General features: G+C 72.4%; 14 protein-coding genes and 1 pseudogene. 5 read left to right on the top strand and 10 right to left on the bottom strand.

What is annotated here, in order from left to right; translation table 11 throughout:
• Positions 1 to 165 precede the first annotated feature (165 nt).
• Positions 166 to 2,706, bottom strand: a complete 2,541-nt coding sequence (locus tag I0C86_RS26960; protein ID WP_196204087.1) for an FtsX-like permease family protein — start codon at positions 2,704 to 2,706, stop codon at positions 166 to 168.
• A gap of 382 nt (positions 2,707 to 3,088) precedes the next feature.
• On the opposite strand from I0C86_RS26960, the gene I0C86_RS26955 reads away from it, so the two are divergent.
• Positions 3,089 to 4,027 carry an SMP-30/gluconolactonase/LRE family protein gene (locus I0C86_RS26955; RefSeq protein ID WP_196204086.1) on the top strand — a complete coding sequence of 313 codons (939 nt, stop codon included), beginning with the start codon at positions 3,089 to 3,091 and terminating at the stop codon, positions 4,025 to 4,027.
• Between the two features lie 57 nt (positions 4,028 to 4,084).
• Here I0C86_RS26955 and I0C86_RS26950 read toward each other — a convergent pair whose 3' ends face one another.
• The 3 genes and pseudogenes from I0C86_RS26950 to I0C86_RS26940 all read right to left on the bottom strand — a co-directional run bounded on the left by I0C86_RS26950 (position 4,085) and on the right by I0C86_RS26940 (position 8,136).
• Positions 4,085 to 6,202, bottom strand: a complete 2,118-nt coding sequence (locus I0C86_RS26950) for a HelD family protein (protein WP_196204085.1) — start codon at positions 6,200 to 6,202, stop codon at positions 4,085 to 4,087.
• A 430-nt stretch (positions 6,203 to 6,632) separates the two neighbouring features.
• Positions 6,633 to 7,535, bottom strand: a pseudogene (locus I0C86_RS26945) (alpha/beta fold hydrolase); the annotation flags it as partial.
• A 271-nt stretch (positions 7,536 to 7,806) separates the two neighbouring features.
• The gene (locus I0C86_RS26940; protein ID WP_196204083.1) at positions 7,807 to 8,136 is read right to left on the bottom strand and encodes a hypothetical protein; all 330 of its coding nucleotides are present in this window, start codon (positions 8,134 to 8,136) and stop codon (positions 7,807 to 7,809) included.
• Between the two features lie 349 nt (positions 8,137 to 8,485).
• On the opposite strand from I0C86_RS26940, the gene I0C86_RS26935 reads away from it, so the two are divergent.
• The 4 genes from I0C86_RS26935 to I0C86_RS26920 all read left to right on the top strand — a co-directional run bounded on the left by I0C86_RS26935 (position 8,486) and on the right by I0C86_RS26920 (position 14,343).
• On the top strand, positions 8,486 to 8,977 hold the full coding sequence (locus I0C86_RS26935) for a DUF3145 domain-containing protein (RefSeq protein ID WP_196204082.1): 492 nt from the start codon (positions 8,486 to 8,488) through the stop codon (positions 8,975 to 8,977).
• A gap of 58 nt (positions 8,978 to 9,035) precedes the next feature.
• Positions 9,036 to 10,757, top strand: a complete 1,722-nt coding sequence (locus I0C86_RS26930) for a glycoside hydrolase family 3 protein (protein WP_196204081.1) — start codon at positions 9,036 to 9,038, stop codon at positions 10,755 to 10,757.
• A 93-nt stretch (positions 10,758 to 10,850) separates the two neighbouring features.
• Complete coding sequence (locus I0C86_RS26925; RefSeq protein WP_323373870.1) at positions 10,851 to 11,882, top strand: glycosyltransferase family 2 protein; 1,032 nt, start codon at positions 10,851 to 10,853, stop codon at positions 11,880 to 11,882.
• A gap of 178 nt (positions 11,883 to 12,060) precedes the next feature.
• Positions 12,061 to 14,343: a hypothetical protein gene (locus I0C86_RS26920; RefSeq protein ID WP_196204080.1), complete on the top strand. Its 2,283-nt coding sequence runs from the start codon at positions 12,061 to 12,063 to the stop codon at positions 14,341 to 14,343.
• Between the two features lie 72 nt (positions 14,344 to 14,415).
• Here the strand turns inward: I0C86_RS26920 and I0C86_RS26915 are convergent, their stop codons facing one another.
• The 6 genes from I0C86_RS26915 to I0C86_RS26890 form a co-directional block, all read right to left on the bottom strand.
• A complete protein-coding gene (locus I0C86_RS26915; protein WP_196204079.1) occupies positions 14,416 to 15,687 on the bottom strand; it encodes an FAD-binding protein in 1,272 nt (423 codons plus the stop codon).
• Positions 15,688 to 15,751: 64 nt separating this feature from the next.
• Positions 15,752 to 16,381: a class I SAM-dependent methyltransferase gene (locus I0C86_RS26910; RefSeq protein WP_196204078.1), complete on the bottom strand. Its 630-nt coding sequence runs from the start codon at positions 16,379 to 16,381 to the stop codon at positions 15,752 to 15,754.
• A 169-nt stretch (positions 16,382 to 16,550) separates the two neighbouring features.
• The gene (locus tag I0C86_RS26905; RefSeq protein ID WP_196204077.1) at positions 16,551 to 17,975 is read right to left on the bottom strand and encodes an acyl-CoA carboxylase subunit beta; all 1,425 of its coding nucleotides are present in this window, start codon (positions 17,973 to 17,975) and stop codon (positions 16,551 to 16,553) included.
• 72 nt (positions 17,976 to 18,047) lie between these two features.
• Complete coding sequence (gene fabF, locus I0C86_RS26900) at positions 18,048 to 19,274, bottom strand: beta-ketoacyl-ACP synthase II (RefSeq protein WP_196204076.1); 1,227 nt, start codon at positions 19,272 to 19,274, stop codon at positions 18,048 to 18,050.
• 2 nt (positions 19,275 to 19,276) lie between these two features.
• The gene (locus I0C86_RS26895) at positions 19,277 to 19,516 is read right to left on the bottom strand and encodes an acyl carrier protein (protein ID WP_107261778.1); all 240 of its coding nucleotides are present in this window, start codon (positions 19,514 to 19,516) and stop codon (positions 19,277 to 19,279) included.
• 146 nt (positions 19,517 to 19,662) lie between these two features.
• A complete protein-coding gene (locus I0C86_RS26890; RefSeq protein WP_196204089.1) occupies positions 19,663 to 20,592 on the bottom strand; it encodes a beta-ketoacyl-ACP synthase III in 930 nt (309 codons plus the stop codon).
• Position 20,593: the final 1 nt, after the last annotated feature.

The raw sequence follows: 20,593 nt of genomic DNA, 5'->3' as shown, positions 1-20,593 counted from the left end.
CCGTGGTCATGACCTGCCCCCACCCGCACACCCTTCCTCGCTCGGCCCCACCCCGCTGTCGATACTGCCGGCCGCGGGTTGGCCGGGGACCCCTCCTATCCAGAAAACGATAAGAAGTGGCCTGCTCCGTACCCTCGGCCCGATCCGTCGTCGGACCTCGGCCCGTTATCCGTCGTCGGAGAGGGCGGAGACGATCGGCGCCTGGCCGGCGCGCCGGGCCGGAAACAGGCTGGCCAGTACCGCCGCCGTGGCCGCCAGCGCCGCGCAGAGCGCGAGCTGGCCGACCGGTACGACCGGCAGCCCGTGCCCGTAGCTGCCGATCAGGCCCACCGCCGCCGCCACGCCGAGGCCGACCCCCAGGACGATGCCGGACAGCGCCCCGACCGCCGCGACCAGTGCCGCCTCGGCCAGCAGCATGCCCATCAACTGCCGGCGGGACAGGCCCAGTGCCCGGACGGTCGCGGACTCCCGGCGACGTTCGACCACCGACAGCGCGAGGGTGTTGCCGATCCCCAGTACCGCGATCAGCACCGACATGCCGAGCAGGGCCGCGAAGATGCCCAGCAGTTCGTCGAGGGTCGCCGACAGCGCGTCCGCCTGGTCGGCGAGGCCACGGACCCGGACCGCCGGATAGTCGACCAGCACCGTGTCGAGGGACTGCCGACCGGCGGCGGTCGACACCCCGGGCGCCAGGTCGACGAGGAGCCGGTCCGGTTCCCCGACGCCGTACGTGGCCAGAAACTGTGGCCAGGCGACCAGGGCTGCGCCGTCGGTGGGCGCGTCGTCGTACAGCGCGACCACGGTCAGCGGGCCCGACGGTTCCAGGGCGAGGCGATCACCGATCCCGAGGCCGCGCTCCTGGGCGAACTGCCGATTCAACGCCACCGTCCCCGAGCCCAGCCCGGCCAGGTCGCCGGCGGTCACCTCGGGACGGATCGGTCCGTGGAACTGCTCGGGCGGCACCGCCCAGATCCGGATCCCGGCGTCCAGCGCGGCGGTGGCCCGACGCACCTCGGCCACCGTGGCGAATGCCGGGTCGGCCCGCAGCCGGGACGCCAGCCCGGCGGGCAGCGGTCCGCGTACCGCCGAGGGATCGCCGTCGGTCCGGACCCGGTCGAGCACGAACTCCACCGGGAAGTTCTCGGTCAACTCGCGTCCGGCCTGGTCCCGGGCGGTCGCCAGCAGCACGCTGAACATCGCCATCAGGGCCACCCCGATGGCCAGCGCCGATGTCGTCGCCGCGGCCCGGCGGGGGTTGCGGCGGGCGTTGGCGACCGCCAGCCGTACCACCGGGCCGAAGATCCGGGCGGGCAGCCAGCCGACCAACCGGACCGCCCTGGGAACCAACAGCGGCGCGGCGACCACCGCACCGAGGAGGACGACCATGCCGCCGCCGAGCACCAGCGGCAGACCAGGAAAGGCCAGCGGCAGTCCGGCCAGGACGGCGAGCACGCCCACCCCGGTCAGCGTGCCGGCGAACGCGATCCGGAGACGAGGCCGGCGCCCCCGCCCGGCACCGGCCTCGATGGTGTCCCGGGCCAGCAGCGCGGCCAGCGGCGGCACCCGACCGGCGTCCAGCGCCGGGACCAGCGCCGCCAGGACGGTCACCAGGATGCCGAAGCCGAGCGCGACCGCCGCCGTCGGCCAGCGAACCACCGGCGCGTGCAGCGGGATGTCCGAGGCCACCAGCTCCCGGCCCCGGATCAGGCCGTACCCGACGAGCAGGCTCGCCAGTAGGCCGCCGAGCGAGGCCAGCAGGCCGAGGATGCCCGCCTCCAGGAGTACGAAGCCGGTCACCTGCCGCCGGGACGCACCGACACAGCGCAGCAGGCTCAGCTCCCGGGCGCGCTGGGCGCCCAGCATGGCGAAGGTGTTGTAGATCACGAACGCCGATACGGTCAGCGAGACCAGGCCGAAGCCGAGCAGTACCGCGAGGAAGCCGTCGACGTACTTCGCCGCCTGCCGGGCGAGCCGGTCCCGCAGCTCGGCCCCGGTCATGATCTCGTGCCCGGGGCCCACCACGGCGGCCACCCGGTCCCGCAGCTCGACCGGATCGGTGCCGTCGGCCGCGCTGACCACCACCTGGGCGTAGTCGGTGGTGCCGGTCAGCGTTCCCAGGTCGGCGGGGCTCAGCGCGGCGACCGCGGACCCGCCGAAGAGCCGGTTCACCCCGAGATCGAGTACGCCGACCAGCCGCATCCGGTGTGCGGCGCCGGCCTGGTCCAGCACGGTCACCGGCCCGTCCGGTACGAATCCGGCGCCGGCCACCGTCGCCCGGTCCACGGCGATCTCGCCGGGCGCCCGGGGCAGCCGGCCGGCAGCCAGGTCGTACGGCGCCAGCGCGGCGACGCCGGGCACCGACAGGGCGTACCCGATGTGCTCCTGGCTCTCGATCAGCCGACCGTTCCGGTCCAGTACGCCGAGCCAGGCGACCACCCGCCCGTCCACCGCCGCCACCCCGTCCACGGCGCGGATCCGCTCGACGGCCGCCGGTGGCACGAGCCCGGTCTCCGGCTCCACCACCACGTCCACGTTCCGTGCCGAGCGGGCCAGGTCGGTGTAGAACGCCGAGCGGGCCGTGTCCCCGTAGACGAGCGTGCCGGCGAGGAAGCCGACCGCCACCACCACCGCGAAGCCGGTCAGGGCGAGCCGTACGGCGTGGGCGCGCAGACCGGCCAGGGCGAGGCGGAGCAGCGGCCGGTTCACTCCGACGGCATCCGCAAGTCGTCGCGGGGCTCGGCCCGGTGCGGACGGATGTCATCGGGCTCGGGCCGCATCGGGGCGGTGTCATCGGGCTCGGGCCGCATCGGGGCGGTGTCATCGGGCTCGGGCCGCATCGGGGCGGTGTCACCGGGCTCGGGCCGCATCCGGACAGTGTCACCGGGACCGGGCCGTCGAGGCGAGCGATCGAGATGTCGAGATGCGGACAGCTCGGTACCTGGCATCATCGGAGGCTGTTCCAGGTGACACTCGTCGATGCCCGGCGGTCGCGGGTCGCGAGGTGTGGACCGGATCGGACCGGCCGAGGCCGCCGACCGGTCCGGGCCCGCGGCGCGGAGCCGGCCCGGGTGCGTGAAGGGAGCCCTCAATGCGTCGCCGCCGACGTATCCACGTCCTGGTAGCCGCCACCCTGTCGGTGGCCACCAGCGCCGCCGCGCCGGCCAACGCGGGGGCCGGTACCTCGCTCGGGCCATCGACCATCGACCTGCCCGCCGGCTTCCAGCCGGAGGGGATCGCGATCGGAGCGCTGCCGTACGCGTACTTCGGATCCCGGGCCACCGGGGCGATCTACCGGGCCAACCTGCTCACCGGCCGGGGAAAGGTGATCAACGCCGGGCCGGGCACCCCGTCCCTGGGCATGAAGGTCGACGCCCGCGGCCGGCTCTTCGTCGCCGGTGGGTCCGGCGGGGACGGCCGGGTGGTCGACACCCGGACCGGACGGCTGCTGGCCAGTTACCGGTTCACCGACCGGCCGAGTTTCGTCAACGACGTCGTGCTCACGCCGGACGCGGCCTGGTTCACAGACTCGACCAACCCGGTGCTCTACCGGGTGCCGCTGGGCCGGCACGGTGCCCTGCCGGCGCCCCACGGCGTCGTTCCGGTGCCGCTGAGCGGCGACATCGTCTACGGCAGCGGAATCAACGCCAACGGGATCGCCCGGACCCCGGACGGCAGGGCTCTGCTGATCGTGCAGTCCAGCACCGGCCTGCTGTTCCGGGTCGACCCGGCGACCGGGGTGACCCGGGCCGTCGACCTTGGTGCGGAACTGCTTCCCAACGGGGACGGCCTGCTGCTCGACGGGCGGACCCTCTACGTGGTGCAGAACCGGCTGAACACGCTCGCGGTGCTCCGGCTGGACCGGTCCGGTGACTCGGGTCGGGTGGTCGGCCGGATCACCGACACCGGATTCGACGTACCGACGACGGTGGCGGCGTACGGCCGGCGGCTCTACCTGCCGAATGCCCGCTTCACCACCACACCGACCCCGGCCACCCCCTACACGGCGGTGGCGGTTCCGCGCCCCTGACCGGACGGTTAGGAAGGGCCCCTTCTTATACAAAAAGCGATAAGAAGGGGCCCTTCCTTACATCTCGTCGATGGTGGTGAGGCGCTGGGTGGCCCGGGAGAGGGCTACGTAGAGGGTGCGGCCACCGGCAGCGGAGTCGGCCCGGATCTGGGCGGGGGCGACCAGCACGACGCCGTCGTACTCCATGCCCTTCGCCTGCATGGTGTCGACCACCTGGAGTCTGGGGTCGGTGGTGGTGGCGAGCCAGTCGACGATCTCGGCCAGGCGCGGTACCGGGGCGATCACCCCGACCGTTCCCTCGACCTCCGCGAGGAGTTTCGTGGTCGCCTCGCGTACCGCCTCGGGCAGGTCGGCGGCCGGCACCGTCAGTTCCACCGGCTGCACCCCGGTGCTGCGGACCGCGACGGGCAGCGGCAGGTCGGGGAAGACCTCACGGATCGCCCGTGCCGCCACCGCGAAGATCTCCGCCGAGTTGCGGTAGTTGGTGGAGAGCGTGAACTCGTGCCGGGGGCGCCGGCCCAGGGCCTTGTTCCGGGCCCGGGACAGCTCGGCCGGGTCGCCGGTCCAGGCGGTCTGGGCCGGGTCGCCGACCACCGTCCAGGAGGCCAACCGGCCTCGACGGCCGAGCATCCGCCACTGCATCGGCGAGACGTCCTGGGACTCGTCCACCACCACGTGGGCGTACTCGCGGTAGTCCGACGGCCGCTCGCCGTCGCGCCCGGCCCGGCTGGCCCGCTGCCGGTCCGCGTAGGTGGTGACCTCGCGGACCCCGCCGATCAGCTGGTACGGGTCCCGTTTGCGGCGTGCCGGCTGTGCCGGTCGACCGAGCAGGTTGTCGAGTTCGTCGAGCATGGCCACGTCGCCGACGCTGAACCGGTCGGTGCCCATCGTCCGGTACGCGTCGGCGAGCAGCCGGAACTCCGCGTTCGACAGCAGGCCGGCGGTGTACCGGCGCAGCCGTTCCGGCCGGGCGAGCCAGGCCAGCACGTGCCGGGGGTGCAGCCGGGGCCACCAGGCCCGGAGGAAGTCCCGGAACTCGGACCGTTCGGCGATCTCGTCCTCGAAGGTCCGCTGGTCGGGCAGGCGACCGACCCGTAGCCGCTGCACCTGGGACCAGAGCGCGTGGAAGATCCCGTCGAAGCCGGCCCGGCGTACCTCGTTGCGCCGGGCGCCCGGCGGCAGTGCCCGGGTCCGGATCGTCTCCAGTTCGGCGGCGGTGAGCCGGAGCAGTTCGCCCCGGTACAGCAGCCGCAGTTCGCCGGGTGCGTCCGGAACCTGGTCCCGGGCGGCCCGCTCCAGCACCTGGCGCATCCGTAGCGATCCCTTGATCGCGGCGACCGCCGCCGGATCGGTCCGGCTCGCGGTCACCCCGTCGAACATCGAACCCAGCGACTGCAGGGTCGCGGCGTTCTCGCCCAGCGAGGGCAGCACCGAGGCGATGTACTCGACGAAGACGGCGGACGGACCGACCACCAGTACGCCGCCGCCGGCGAACCGGTTGCGGTCGGAGTAGAGCAGGTAGGCGGCCCGGTGCAGGGCCACCGCCGTCTTGCCGGTGCCCGGCCCGCCGGACACCATGGTCACGCCGCCGGCGGGGGAGCGGATCGCCTCGTCCTGCTCCCGCTGGATGGTGGCGACGATGTCGCGCATTCCCCGGCCGGTGGTTCGGGACAGCGTCGCGAGCAGGGCGCCGTCGCCGACCACCCGCATCCCGTCCGGTGCCGCCGCCGGGTCGAGCAGGTCGTCCTCGATCCGGGTCACCCGCTCGCCGGTGGACGAGATCACCCGACGCCGTACGACGTTCCGCGGGTCCGCCGCGGTGGCCTGGTAGAAGGCGGCGGCGGCCGGTGCCCGCCAGTCGATCACGAGTGGTTCGGCGTGCTCGCCGCGTACGCCGAGCCGGCCGATGTGCAGTACCTGTCCGGATCGGAGGTCCAGCCTGCCGAAGACCAGTCCCTCGTGTTCCGCGTCGAGGGTGTGCCGCCGCCGGGCGGCGTGGAAGACCATCGCGTCGCGTTCGACCAGCGCGCCGAAGTTGCCCACCCGGGCCAACTGGTACCCGTCCTTCTCGGCCAGCTCGGCGGAGCGTCGTAGCTGCGCCAGCCGGGTGTAGACCCGATCGAGATGGCGCTGTTCGGCTTCGATCTCCTGCCGCAGCGTGGTGTGGTCGGTCAACGCGAATGCTCCCGGAGATCGATATCTGGCCACGCCGTCGTCCGGGACCATCGGTCCGGCCGCTCGGGTGCCGCATAATTGCCAGGAAGCGAGGGTACGCCGTGCCCGCTCGGCACGGCTCCGCCGCGCCTGGTCCGCCCGACGTCTCCGGTGTGACGATGACCGCCCGCGGTGTGACGCTGGCCGCGTTCGACACGGTCCCCGCCGCCTCGGTGGCTGGTCGTGGGGCTGCCGGGGATCAGGTGCATCAGGTGCACGGTGCGCTGTGGTCTTCCTGTCGTCGTGGCTGTTTGACGACCGGTCCGGTGGCCCCGGCCGGCGCCGCCGCCGTCCGGACCGTCGCCGTCCTCCGAACTGCCGCCGCCGTCCGGACCGTCGCCGTCTTCCGAACTGCCGCCGTCTTCCGGACCGTCGCCGTCTTCCGGACCGTCGCCGGCCGCGACATCGCCCGCTGCGTCACCGAGAGCAGGGCGCCGGTCACCTCGTCGGCCCGTTCCAGCATGAGCATGTGTCCGGCACCCGGACACACCGTCAGCTCGGCCGACGGCAACGCCTCGGCGATCGACACCGCGCAGGGTGGCGGGGTGAGCCGGTCCCGGTCGCCGACCAGGGCCGCCGCCGGTAGCTCGGCCAGTTCGGCGAGGGTCGCCAGCCGGCTCTGGGTGCCGATGGACGGGCGGAACCCGCCGATCGAGACCAGCGAGGCGCGGGCCACCGCCGATGAGGTGAGCCGGATGTCGGCCGATTCGCACACGTCGCCGAAAAGCAGCCAGCGCAGGGTCGGGCGGAGCGCGTAGAGCAGTGGCAGGGGGGTCCGCCAGCCGCCGCACCGGGCCAGGAGTCCGGTACCGGCCAGCTCGGCGATCCGGATCAGTCGGGCGACCGGCGCCGGCAGGCCGTAGGCGGTGTGGGTGTGGCCCTCGGCGGTGGTGGAGACGAAGACCAGGCCGGCGACCCGGCGGGCGAAGTCCTCGGGATGCCGGTGGGCGTACTCCATGACGGTCATGCCGCCCATCGAGTGTCCGGCCAGCACGATCGGGCCGGTCGGGGCCACCTCGGCGATCACCTCGGCCAGGTCGTCGCCGAGCCGCTCCAGGGTGGCCGAGTGCAGCGTGGCCGGGCCGGACCTGCCGTGGCCGCGCGCGTCGTAGGTGACCACGCGGACCGCCTCGCCGAACGCGTCGCGCAGCGCGGCCACCTGCCGGTGCCAGGTACGCCCGTCCAGGGTCCAGCCGTGCAGCAGCAGGACCGTCAGGCCGGCGGTGTCGGGGCCGGACGTGTCGACGTGCAACTGGACGCCGTCCGCCAGCCGTACCGAGCCGGGGTCGGGCATGGTCACCTCCGCGTCGCGCCGGGGTAAGCCGTACCCACGGGTAACAATCCTGCCCGATGCGACGTTTCCGACGGGGCGGGTGGATCTGTCGGCTTTCCTCGTACCTTCCCTGCCGGAACACGTCGCCGGCCGTTGAGTACCCGCACCGCCCGGCGGTGAATCATCCCGACCCGGGAACGCGTGAACGCTCCGGCACGGGGAAACCGCGCCGGAGCGTTCACGGATGTTGCGTTGGTGCGTCGCCGAACGGTGGGACGTGAACCGGTCGGGCTCAGGCCTCGAAGACGCCGGCCTCGACCAGCCGCTTCTCGCAGGTGTCCCAGCCGTCGCTCGGGTACGCGGCGGCCAGGTTGTTCAGCTCGGTACGGATCTTGATGGCGTGACCGGCACCGACCAGCGTCCGGATCTCCTCGACGAACGCCTCGGAGTCCGTACGCAGGTGCGAGGTCTTGCCGTTGGTCAGGTTCCGCACGTAGGCGTGCTTGCCGCCATTGAGCGGGATCAGGTACTTGAACTCACCGAGCACGCTCAGGGCGCCACCCTGACCGGCCTGGCCGGCGCGGACGGATGCGCGCGCGGTCTTGGACGTGTTGCTCGCCACGGCGGGACTCCTTGAATGACGTACGGGAGGACGGGAAGGTCCGAGGGGACAGCCGACGGCGGGCCGCCGGAAATGTGTTGCGCCGCCCGGCTTGGGTACTGGCCGAACTTGAGCGGCAGACGCCGCCGGGCAAATTTTACACGACAGCGGTGATGACCGGTCGGCTACCGCCGCTGACATGGGGTCCAACTACCCTCACCGGTACGGCTATTCCCCCGGGGCAGTTTCGTGAATCCCTGGCGTACCATCCGTCACAACCGTCATCATGTGTTCCAACATTGCTCGGTGAAGTTCGTTCGGTGAGGCGAGGTCGTAGGGGAAGACGCACCTCGCTCTCCGGGAGGTCACCGTGCCAACGCGTGGCGTCGTATACGTCCACTCGACCCCACTCGCCGTGTGTCAGCACGTCGAGTGGGCGATCGCGCGCGTCCTTACCGCGCCGGTCAACCTGCACTGGACGGGCCAGCCGGTCGATCCGGCCGCCCGTCGAGCGGAGTGTGGGTGGACCGGCCGGCCAGGGACCGGCGCGGAGCTGGCCGCTGCCCTGAGACAGTGGCCCATGATCCGTTTCGAGGTGACCGAGGAACCGAGTCCCGGCGTCGACGGGGAGCGGTTCATGTACGTGCCCGGTCGGGGGCTCTTCCGCGCCACCGCCGGGGCGGCCGGCGACATTCAGCTCGGCGAGGACCGACTCCGATCGATCATGGAGTCCGCCCGCGCCCCGGAGGCACTCGCGCACGCCCTCGACAAGGCGATGGGTACGGCCTGGGACGCCGAGTTGGAGCCCTACCGGTACGCCGGGGACGGCGCACCGGTCACCCTGCTCACCAGGGTCGGCTGAGCCCGGCCGGGCAACGGTCGAGTTGCCCGGCCAGGAACGGGCTGATGGGATAGCGGGCGTGTCGACTTCCCTCCGGCGCGCTCCGGCCGTGCTCTCCGCCATCGCCTTGTTGATCGTCTCCGGCTGCGCCGGTACGCCCGACCGGGACGCAACGGGCGTGCCCGCGCCGTCGTCGCCGTCCAGCACCGCTCCGACCGCACCGCCGGACCCGGCGGCCCGGGCGGCCCAGCTGGTCGCCACCCTCGCCGACGAGGACCTGGTCGGCCAGGTGCTGATGCCGTACGCCTACGGCAACTCGGCCACCAAGGTGTCCGGCGGGTCGGCGGCCGGCAACCGGAAGCTCGCCGGAGTCCAGACCCCGGCCGAGATGATCGCCAAGTACCGGCTCGGCGGGTTGATCCTGGTCGGCTTCTCCGCCGACGACCCGACCGGGGCCAACCAGCCGACCACCAACGTCGACAACCCGAAGCAGGTAGGCGACCTCACCGCCGGCCTCCAGGCGGCCGCCGGAAAGCTGCCGGCCGGTGCCGTACCGGCGCTGATCGGGATCGACCAGGAGTTCGGTGTGGTCACCCGGATCTCCGAGGGCGTCACCAACCTGCCCAGCGCGATGGCCCTCGGCGCGGGCGGCGATCCCGCGCTCACCGAGACGGCCTGGCGCAGCGCCGGCACCGAACTCGCCGCCCTCGGGGTGAACGTCGATTTCGCGCCGAGTGCCGACGTCCTCGGTGCGAACAGCAAGGTGATCGGCTCCCGGTCGTACGGCTCGGATCCGAAGGCGGCGTCGAACCAGGTCGGCGCCGCCGTCCGGGGCCTGCAGGGGGCGGGCGTCGCGGCGACCCTCAAGCACTTCCCGGGGCACGGCCAGACCGCCGCCGACTCGCACAAGGGCCTGCCGGTGGTGAAGCAGAACCGCAAGCAGCTCGACTCCTTCGCCCTGCCGCCGTTCGCGGCCGGCATCGACGCCGGGGCCTGGCTGGTCATGGCGGGACACCTCGACGTCCGGGCGGTGGACCCCGGGATACCGGCCACCTTCTCCCGCAAGCTCCTCACCGACGTGCTCCGCACCGAACTCGGCTTCACCGGCGTGCTGGTGACGGACGCGATGGACATGGCCGCGGTCGCCGAGCAGCCGCCCGGCCAGACCGCCGTGCGGGCGCTCAACGCCGGCAACGACCTCGTGCTGATGCCGCCGAACGTGGCCGAGGCGTACAACGGGGTGCTGGCCGCGCTGCGGAACGGCTCGCTGCCCCGGGCCCGGCTGGTGGAGGCGGTGACCCGGGTGCTGACGCTGAAGTTCCGGCTGGCCGACCGGCCCCGGCCGGAGATGAGCACGCTGAACAGCACAGGTCACCAGGAGGCCGCCCGGCGCGCCGCCGCGGCGGCGATCACGATGCTGCGGGGTGGCTGCGGCGCGGCGCCGGTGACCGGACCGGTGACGGTGACCGCGGCGAACGACCGGGGTACCAGCCGGGACCGACTGATCAAGGCCCTGCGGGCGGTGGGGGTCAAGGTGGTCCCGTCCGGCGGCAAGGTGGTGCACCTGGTCGGCTACAACGACGGTACGAGCGACCTGCGGGCCGACGCGGCGGTGACGGTGGCGATGGACACGCCGTACGTTCTCGGCCGGGCCAGGTCGCCGGTGCTGCTGGCGACGTACTCGTCGACGGCGGTGTCGATCACCGCGTTGGCGGACGTGCTCGCCGGGCGGGCCAAGCCGACCGGGCGGTCTCCGGTGCAGGTCACCGGCCTGCCAAGATCGAGCTGTCCGGCGAGCTGAGGGGCCGGGCCGGTGCGGCGCTGGTGAGATCGGTCACCTGCGCTGCTGGTAGCGTTCGGCTGTCGGCAGATCCAGAGGACGGGGGGTACGACTGTGACGAGCCGGGAGCCGGCCCTGTCCGTGGTCGTGCCGATGTTCAACGAGGAGAGCGTTCTTCCGTTACTGGTCGAACGACTGCGTCCGGTGCTGGACGGGCTCGGCGAGCCGTACGAGGTGGTCGCCGTCGACGACGGAAGCACCGACGCCACCCCGGTCATCCTGGTCGGACTGCGGCGCGGCTGGCCCCAACTGCGGGTCATCCGGCTGCGGCGCAACAGCGGGCACCAGGCGGCGTTGACCGCCGGCCTGTTCCGGGCCCGGGGCGGTTACATCGCCAGCATCGACGCCGACCTCCAGGATCCGCCGGAGGTCCTGGTCGACATGCTGCGGTTGGCTCGCGACGAGACCCTGGACATCGTCTACGGGGTACGCGCCGACCGGTCCACCGACACGGTGTTCAAGCGGTCGACGGCGGGCCTCTACTACCGGCTGGTACGCCGACTCGTCGGCAACACGGTTCCGGCCCAGGCCGGCGACTTCCGGCTGCTCAGCCGGGCGACCGTCGAGGCACTGCGCGAGTTGCCCGAGCGTCGTCCGGTGCTCCGGCTGGTGGTGCCGTGGCTCGGCTTCCCCAGCGGCGAGGTGCGCTACGTCCGCTCGCTGCGCGCGGCGGGCAGTACGAAATACCCGCTCTCGCGGATGGTCCGGTTGGCCACCGACAGCATCACCAGCTTCTCCGGCGCACCGCTGCGGCTGGCGACCTGGCTCGGTGCCGGCGGCATGCTGCTCTGCACCGTGATGCTGGTGCTGGCGATCATCGCCTACCTGCGCGACTCCACCGTCACCGGCTGGGCCTCGCTCTACGTCGCGGTGCTGTTCCTGGGTGCGGTCCAACTGCTCTGCCTGGGGCTGCTCGGCGAGTACATCGCCCGGATCTACGCCGCCGTGCAGGGCCGGCCCAGTTACTTCGTCGGTTCGGACACCGCCGACCTGGTCGAGGACCCGGCTCCAGACCTCGGTGAGCCGCTCGTCCACAGCGTGGGAGCACCGGTGGCCCGGAACGGCTCCGCCAGGTCTGCACGGTGAGCGCGAGGAGTGAGCCGGTCTTGCGAGCCCCGCAGTCGCGAACGAAGGTCTGCACGGTGAGCGCGAGGAGTGAGCCGGTTCTGCGAGCCCCGCAGTCGCGAACGAAGGTCTGCACGGTGAGCGCGAGGAGTGAGCCGGTTCTGCGAGCCCCGCAGTCGCGAACGGAAGGTTTCGGCTGGTGAGTGTTACCGCTCCGGCGGTGGTGGACTCCTCTCCTTCGACGACGTCGGCCTCGGTCGGTGCCCTGCGCCGCTGGTCGCCGCTCGTGGTGGGGGTCGGCTACTTCGCCGTGGTGCTGCTGGCGGCCGACACCCCGCCGCTCGACCTCGTCCGCTACGCGGGGTACGTCCTGCTGGCGCTGATCCTGCCGGGCACCCTGGTCTACCGGGCCCTGCGCCGACGGCCGCACACGCTCGTCGAGGACGTGGCGATGGGTGCCGCCGTCGGGCTGGTGCTCGAACTGCCCGCCTGGGCCGGCTACGCCGTACTCGGCCTCGGCGACTGGCTGTGGACGTGGCCGGCGGCGATCGTGGCGGTCTTCGCGGGTGTACCGAAACTGCGCCGGAACTGGCTGGTCCGGGGCTACCGTCCCACCCCGGTCGGCTGGTCGTGGTCCGTCGTCGGCGCGGTCGCGTTCTTCACCACCTACCTGTCGGTCACCTTCCTGGAACGCAACCCGATCCTGCCCACCTCGGACGGCACGCGCCAGTATCTCGACCTGGCCTACCAGCTCTCGCTGGCCGGTGAGGCGAAGCACCAGTTCCCGATCCATCTGCCCCAGGTCGCGCAGGAACCGCTCGACTACCACTGGTTCGGGTACGTGCACATGGCGGCGACCAGCCTGATCGGGCACATCGACCTGCCGGTGGTGGCGCTGCGGCTGACCATCCCGGCCCTGTGCGCCGCCGCGATCGTGCTCACCGCGGTGCTGGGCTGGCGGGTCAGCGGCCGGCCGTACGTCGGTGCGATCGCCGCCGTCCTGTTCTTCGTTCTCGGCGAGACCAACTTCACCGACCCGGTGACGATGCCGTTCGGCACCCAGGCGTCGTTCGTGATCTGGCACGGCATGTCGATGATCTACAGCTGGGTGCTGCTGATCGCGCTGATCGCCGTACTCGCCGATCTGGTCGACCGGCGTGCCGATCGACCGGTCGCCCCGATCGGCCGGGGCGCGTTCGTCCTCGTGCCACTGCTGATGTTCGCCTCCAGCGGTGCGAAGGCCAGCACACTGCCGGTGGTGGGGGCCGCGCTCGCGTTCACCGCCGTGGTCCTGCTGGTCCGGACGCGTCGGATCCCGTGGGCGGTGGTCGGGGCGGGACTGACCGCCGCAGCCGCCCAACTGTTCGCCACGGCGGTGCTGTACCGCTTCAAGGCGTACGGCATCGAGGTCGAGCCGTTCGCCAGCCTGGAGCCGTTCTGGGCGACGCCGACGGACCGGTCGGGCTGGGCCGGCGCGCTGGCGGTGACGGCGGTGTTCGCCGCCTTCGGAGTCAACATGCAACTTCGGGTGGTGGGCATCGGCCCGCTGCTCTGGCTGCGCCGGGGCCGGCTGGAACCGGTGCAGTGGTTCCTGCTCGGCGGCACCCTGGCCGGCCCGGCGTTCTTCCTTCTGCTCCAGCAACCCGGCGGCGCCAACCAGTACTTCACCCGGGCCGGCTTCACCTTCGCGGTGGTGCTGTCGGCCTGGGGGTACGTGCTGCTCGCCGAGCGGGCCGAACTGACCCGGCGCTCCCGGGCGGCACTGGGGCTGTTCGCCCTGGTCCTGGCCGTCGCCCTGGTCGCGATCCAGCTCCGGTACGCCGAACCGGCCCCGGTCGGAGCACCGTCGGACTGGATCCAGCCACTGCTGTGGTGGTCCGGCGGGCTGGCCGTGCTGGCGGTCCTCGCCGTCGGGCTGTGGCGACCGGCCAGCCAGGGCATTCCGGCACTCCGGGGCCGAGGCGCGATCGCCCTGCTCACCGCCGTCCTGGTGGTCGGGGCACCCGGCCTGGTGATGGACATGCAGAAGTCGGCCCGGTGGCCGAACGGAGGTGCGTACACGCCGATCTCGCTGCCGAAGTCCCGGATCGACGCGGCCCGCTGGACCCGGGAGCACAGCGCTCCGGGCGACGTGCTGGCGACCAACGTGCACTGCCAGGCCGTCGTCAACGGCTGGTGCGACTCGCGCTCGTTCTGGCTCAGTGCGTACGCCGAACGCCGGGTGCTGGTCGAGGGCTGGGGCTTCGCGCCCCGGATGGCGACGCTGGGGGCGTACACCCCGTTCTGGGACCAGGACCTGCTGCGGCGCAACGACGCGGCGTTCACCGCACCCACCGAGGCCGGACTGCGCGACCTGCGGGACCGGTACGCCGTACGGTGGCTCGTGGTGGACCGGTCGGTCGGGCCGGAGTCTCCGGCGCTGCGCCAACTCGCCCGGCTGCGGTTCGAGAACCGCCGGATGGCCGTCTACCAGCTTCCCTGACCCCGGGCGGCCCCGTCGACGGCCGGTGGTGGATCGGCCGGCGCGGCTAACCGGCGGCGGGGAAGTAGCGGGCTAACCGGCGGCGGGGAAGTACCGGTCCAGCATGTCGTTGCGGAACTTGCCGGCCGGGTCGTAGCGGGTCATCAGCGCCACGAAGTCGCCGTGCCGGTCGTACCGGTCGCGCACCACCTCGGGCGGGGTGACGAAGAGCTTGCCCCAGTGCGGTCGGTGGGCGAACGGGGCGAGCCGGTCCTCGATCGCCGCCAGCACCGGCAGCACCGCCCCGGTGTCCTTGACCCAGGTGAAGTGCAGCGCCACGCTGTCGCGCCGGTAGGCCGGGCTCAGCCACAACTCGTCGGCGGCGATCGTACGGATCTCCGAGATCTGTAGGACGGCGGCGATGCGGTCCCGGATCCCGTCGAGCGCGGTAAGCGCCCCGACCAGGTCCTGACGCGGCACGAAGTACTCCGTCTGCAGTTCCTCGCCGCTGCTGGGGGTGAACTCCAGCCGGAAGTGCGGCAGCCGGGCGTGCCAGGGCCCGGGAACGCCGAGCTGCTGGGTGCAGTGCACCGCCGACATCCCTGGTACGGGGTGCCGGGCCTCGGTGGCCAGGGTGGCGCCGAACCAGCGTTCCGGGGCGCCCAGGTCGCCCGCGCCGACCACCCGGCGCTTGCGCCACACCTGGTTGACGTGTGGGCCGGCCCAGTCGGTGAACAGGCTGACGCTGTAGTCGCCGCCGAGGATCTCCGCGTGGTGTTCGTCGAGCTGCTCGCGGGGCAGGTCGTCGTAGACGTACTGCTCGATGTCGAACGCCGGGGCGAGGTCGAGGGTGAGTCGGGTGACGACGCCGAGCGCGCCGAGTCCGACGACGTGGCCGAGGAATTCGTCGCCATCGGCGTCCCGGTCCAGCGTCACCAGGTCGCCGTCGGCGGTGACCAGTTCCAGCCCGGAGACGGCGGTGGCGAGATTGCCGTTGCCCACGCCCGAACCGTGGGTGGCGGTGGCGCAGGCGCCGGCCACCGAGATGTGCGGCAGCGATCCGAGGTTGTGCAGTGCGAAACCGGCCCGGTGCAGCCGCTCGACGAGTTCGCCGTACCGGATTCCGGCGGCGACGCTCACGGTGGCCCGTCCGGTGTCGATCTCGACCGTGGGCGGCAGGGCGGCGAGGGAGACGAGATCGCCGGTGGTGTCGGCGATCCGGTTGAAGGAGTGTGCCGTACCGAGTGCCCGTACCCGGTCGCTGCCGGCCACCAGGGACCGGAGTTCGGACAGGGACCCGGGCCGGTGCAGTGCGCTGGCACCGAAGTCGACGTTCCCGGCCCAGTTGGTGATCGGTCCAGTCATGGTCAACCTCTTCGGGGTGTTCGGTGTGTTCGAGGGGTGGTGGAGCGTTGTCGCGGCGGTACGGCTAGGAGGCGTCCCTGGCGAACACAGGGGTCCGCATCCGCATCATCCAGTGGCTCGTCGGGATCCGGGTGGCGTCGTCGACGACCTCGCCGTCGACGTCGTCGAAGGATTCACGGCCGAGCGCGACGAACGCCTCCGGCTCCCGGACGTACTCGCCGCGGTCGTTCTTCGACATCCACCGGGAGACCGGGTGCTGTCCCGGTACCAGGGTGGGGTCCACGGCGATCACCCGGCCGCCGGGGGCGAGGGCCCGGGCGGAAACCTGCAACAGGTGCCGGGAGTCGGCGTCGGAGAGGTGGTGCAGCAGGCCGAGCAGCAGGATCGCGTTGACCGGGGGAATCTCCGCCAGGTGCTGCTCGCCGAAGACCTCGCAGCGGAACTCCGCCTGGTCGCTGCCCCAGCGCTTGCGGGCGTGCGCGATGTACTTCTCCGAGGTGTCGAAGCCGTAGTAGCGGACCCGGGGCAGCCGCCCGAAGTAGTAGGCCGGACCGCAGCCGACGTCGATGACCGTGTCGCCGTCGGTGAGCCCGAGCTCGTCCAGGCACCGGTAGCGGAGCCGGTCCGCGCCCAGGCCCTTCTGCAGGGCGACGTACAGCGCCTCGTGCCCGAGCAGACCCTTGATCGCTGTCAACAACTGCGCTTCTCCTCGGCTACCCGTCCCGGAAAGCGACTCCCGCCGCGCTGGGAGGGCGCGGCGGGACTCGGCCGACGGAAACCTATCATCGGGGCGTACCCGGCTCGGGGGACGGTCACCGCCCGGTCCGGGGTCCGGGCCAGGGTCGCGACCGTCGCGCCGGTTGTCACAGCGGGATGTTGCCGTGTACACCCCGGGCGGCGGGAGCCCCCGCGAGCGCCTCGGCGATCCGGCGACGGGTCTTCCCGGGCGTGATCACGTCGTCGACCACACCGATCTCGAGCGCCCGGTTGACCCCGCCGGCCACCCGGGTCTGCTCCTCGACGAGTCGCTCGCGCAACGCGTCGCGCTCCTCGGGCGGTGCGGCGGCGAGCCTCTTGCGGTGCAGGATCTGCACCGCGGCGGAGGCACCCATGACGGCGACCTCGGCGTTGGGCCAGGCGAACACGGCGGTGGCACCCAGGGCGCGGGAGTTCATCGCGATGTACGCGCCGCCGTACGCCTTGCGGGTCACCAGCGTCACCCGGGGCACCACGGCCTCGGCGAAGGCGTGTAGCAGCTTGGCGCCGCGCCGGACCACGCCGTCCCACTCCTGACCCAGTCCGGGCAGGTAACCGGGCACGTCGACCAGCACGACCAGCGGTACGCCGAGCGAGTCACACATCCGGACGAACCGGGCCGCCTTCTCCGCGCTCGACGCGTCGAGGCAGCCGCCCAGCCGCAGCGGGTTGTTCGCGATCACCCCGACCGTACGGCCGGCGAACCGGCCCAGCGTGGTGACGACGTTCGGCGCCCACTTGGCGTGCAGTTCCACCCCCGGCGCGTCCAGCAGCGCCTTGACCACCGGCTTGACGTCGTACGCCCGGTTGGGCTCGGCCGGCATCAGCGCGGCCAGGTCGTGCCCGGCCCCGGCCTCGGCGGGGATGTCCGCCGGGCTGAGTCGACCCTGCCGACCCAGCAGTTCGGCGAGCCGGCGGGCCTCGGTGATGGCCGATGCCTCGTCCTTGGTGGTCACGTGCACCACGCCGGAGCGCCGGCCGTGCGGCTCGGGGCCGCCGAGGCGCTCCATGTCGACCTGCTCGCCGGTGACGCTGCGGACGACCTCCGGGCCGGTGACGAAGATCCGGCCGGCACCGCTCATGATCACGATGTCGGTCAGCGCGGGCCCGTAGGCGGCGCCACCGGCGGCCGGGCCCAACACCACGGAGATCTGCGGTACCCGCCCGGAGGCGCGCACCATCGCCGCGAAGACCTGGCCGACAGCGTCCAGTGACACCACGCCCTCGGCCAGCCGGGCGCCGCCGCAGTGCCACAGCCCGAGCACCGGCACCCGCTCCCGGACCGCGGTGTCGATCGCCTCGACGATGTGCTGGCAGCCCAGGGCGCCCATCGCGCCGCCCATGATCGTGGCGTCGGTGACGTACGCGATCGTCGGCGTGCCCTCCACCTCACCACGGGCCCACAACACCCCGGAGTCGTCGCGCTGCGACGCGAGCCGCAGCGAACCGGCGTCGAACAGCGACCGGAGCCGGAGCTCCGGATCACGCTGGTCGACGCTGGACGAGTCAGGATTCACGGACGTGGTGGTCACGGAAGCCTCCAAATCGGTTGCCGACCGTACGGCGCGGAGATGAGCGCGCCGTACGGGGTGTCTGGCGTGCCGTCACACCCTCGCGAAGACCAGAACCGCGTTGTGGCCGCCGAACCCGAAGCCGTTGTTCAGCGCCGCGGGCACGTCCATGTGCCGTGGCTTGTGCGCGGCCACGTCCAGGTCGAGGGCGTCGTCGGGATCGTCGAGGTTGATCGTCGGAGGGATCACCGAATCCCGGATGGCCAGGATGGTGGCGATGGACTCCAGCGCACCGGCCGCACCGAGCAGATGGCCGGTCATCGACTTGGTCGCGGTCAGTACCGGATGGTTGCCCAGCGCGGTCCGGAGCGCGGCGATCTCCGCGATGTCGCCCACCGGAGTGGACGTCGCGTGGGCGTTGACGTGCACGATGTCCGAGCGGGCGATACCCGCGTCGGCGATCGCCATGTTGATCGCCCGGATCACGCCCCGGCCCTCCGGATGCGGCTGCACGATGTCGTAGCCGTCCGAGGTGAGCGCGGCGCCGGCCAGCCGGGCGTACACCCGGGCACCGCGTGCGGCGGCGTGGTCGGCCCGCTCCAGTACGACCGCGCCGGCGCCCTCGCCGAGGACGAACCCGTCGCGTCCCTTGTCCCATGGGCGGGAGGCCCGCTCCGGGTCGTCGTTGCGGGTCGACATCGCCCGCATCGACGCGAACCCGGCGATCGGCAGCGGATGGATGACCGCCTCGGTGCCGCCGGCCAGCACCACGTCGGCCCGGCCGGCGCGGATCAGGTCCAGGCCGAGTGCGATCGCCTCGGCGCCGGTCGCGCAGGCGCTCGCCACCGAGTGGACGCCGGCCTGTGCCCCCAGCTCCAGTCCGACCCAGGCGGCCGGTCCGTTCGGCATCAGCATCGGCACCGTGTGCGGGGACACCCGCCGCGGGCCGGACGCCTCCAGGATGTCGTCCTGGGCGAGCAGGGTCTGCGCGCCGCCGATCCCGGATCCGACGCTCACCGCGATCCGTTCCGGCTCCGGGGGTGCGTCGGCCAGCCCGGAGTCCGCCCAGGCCTCGTGCGCGGCGATCAGTGCGATCGCCTCCGACCGGTCCAGCCGCCGCAGCTTGACCCGGTCGAGTTTCTCGGTCGGTTCGACCGCGAGTTCGGCGGCGATCCGTACCGGGAGCTGCCCGGCCCACTCCTGGGTGAGCGGACCCACCCCGGAGCGACCGGCCAACATGGCTTCCCAGGTCGACGCGACGTCCCCGCCGAGCGGGGTCGTCGCGCCGAGCCCGGTGACGACAACGTCAGGACGACTCATGATCAGGACTGCGCCTCGATGTAGGCGACGGCGTCGCCGACGGTCTTGAGGTTCTGGACGTCGTTGTCCGGGATCTTGACGCCGAACTTCTCCTCGGCGGCCACCACGACCTCGACCATGGAGAGCGAGTCGACGTCGAGGTCGTCGGTGAACGACTTCTCCTCGGCCACGTCGTCCGGGCTCACTCCGGCGACCTCTTCAAGGATCTCGGCGAGTCCGGCGGTGATCTCGTCACGGGTCATTGCGGTTGTTTCCTCTCATGGATGGATGTTGCGATGGCGGAATCGTCCGCCCCGGCTGGTCGACGTGGCGCCGGCCGGTGGTTACCTGGGTGGTGGTGGGGTCACGGTTGGCCGGTGGGGGCGTCCCGGGTATCGGTGTCGGGCCGTCACGGGCAGCGGACGACCTGCCCGGCGTACGTGAGGCCGCCGCCGAAGCCGAACAGCAGTACCGGGGCGCCGGACGGCACCTCACGGCGCTCGACCAGCTTGGACAGCGCCAGCGGCACGCTCGCCGCCGAGGTGTTGCCCGACTCGACGATGTCCTTGGCGACGATCGCCTGGGGCATGTTGAGCCGCTTGGCGATTCCCTCGATGATCCGGAGGTTGGCCTGGTGCGGCACGAACGCCGCGATCTCGGACGGGTCGACGCCGGCCCGTTCGCAGGCCTGGAGGGCGAGCGGGGCCAGTGCGGTGGTGGCCCAGCGGAAGACCGCCTGACCCTCCTGCTTGATGTACGGGCGCCAGCCCTCGATCCGTACCGCGTCGCTCCGCTCCGGGACCGAGCCCCAGACCACCGGCCCGATACCGTCCGGCTCGCCCTCGCCGGTGGCGCTGACCACCGCCGCGCCGGCACCGTCACCGAACAGGATGCAGGTCGACCGGTCGGTCCAGTCGGTGAAGTCGGAGAGCTTCTCGGCGCCGATCACGATGGCGTTGCGCGCCGCCCCGGCCCGCAGCGCGTGGTCGACGGTGCCCAGCGCGTACGAGAAGCCGGAGCACGCGGTGTTGATGTCGAACGCGCCCGGGGCGTCGATGCCCAGTTTGGCGGCGACCCGGCAGGCGGTGTTCGGGCTGCGGTCGATGGCCGAGCAGGTGGCCACCACGACGAGGTCGATGTCGGAGGCGGCGAGGCCCGAGTTGGCCAGCGCCTTGTCGGCGGCGGCGGCGGCCATGTCGGCGACCGTCTCGGAGTCGGCGATCCGCCGGGTGGCGATGCCGACCCGGTCCCGGATCCAGGTGTCGTTGGTGTCCACCAGTTGGGCGAGGTCGTCGTTGGTGAGCACCCGGGACGGCTGGTAGTGCCCGAGGGCGATCATC

It is taken from the genome of Plantactinospora alkalitolerans, from assembly GCF_015690345.1.
Classification (GTDB): Bacteria; Actinomycetota; Actinomycetes; order Mycobacteriales; family Micromonosporaceae; genus Plantactinospora; species Plantactinospora alkalitolerans.
This window is presented reverse-complemented; position numbering and strand designations above follow the sequence as displayed.

Coding starts and splice junctions, on each gene's coding strand:
- I0C86_RS26895 (WP_107261778.1), bottom strand. CDS start 19,516: ATGACCCGTGACGAGATCACCGCCGGACTCGCCGAGATCCTTGAAGAG.
- I0C86_RS26955 (WP_196204086.1), top strand. CDS start 3,089: ATGCGTCGCCGCCGACGTATCCACGTCCTGGTAGCCGCCACCCTGTCG.
- fabF (WP_196204076.1), bottom strand. CDS start 19,274: ATGAGTCGTCCTGACGTTGTCGTCACCGGGCTCGGCGCGACGACCCCG.
- I0C86_RS26915 (WP_196204079.1), bottom strand. CDS start 15,687: ATGACTGGACCGATCACCAACTGGGCCGGGAACGTCGACTTCGGTGCC.
- I0C86_RS26890 (WP_196204089.1), bottom strand. CDS start 20,592: ATGATCGCCCTCGGGCACTACCAGCCGTCCCGGGTGCTCACCAACGAC.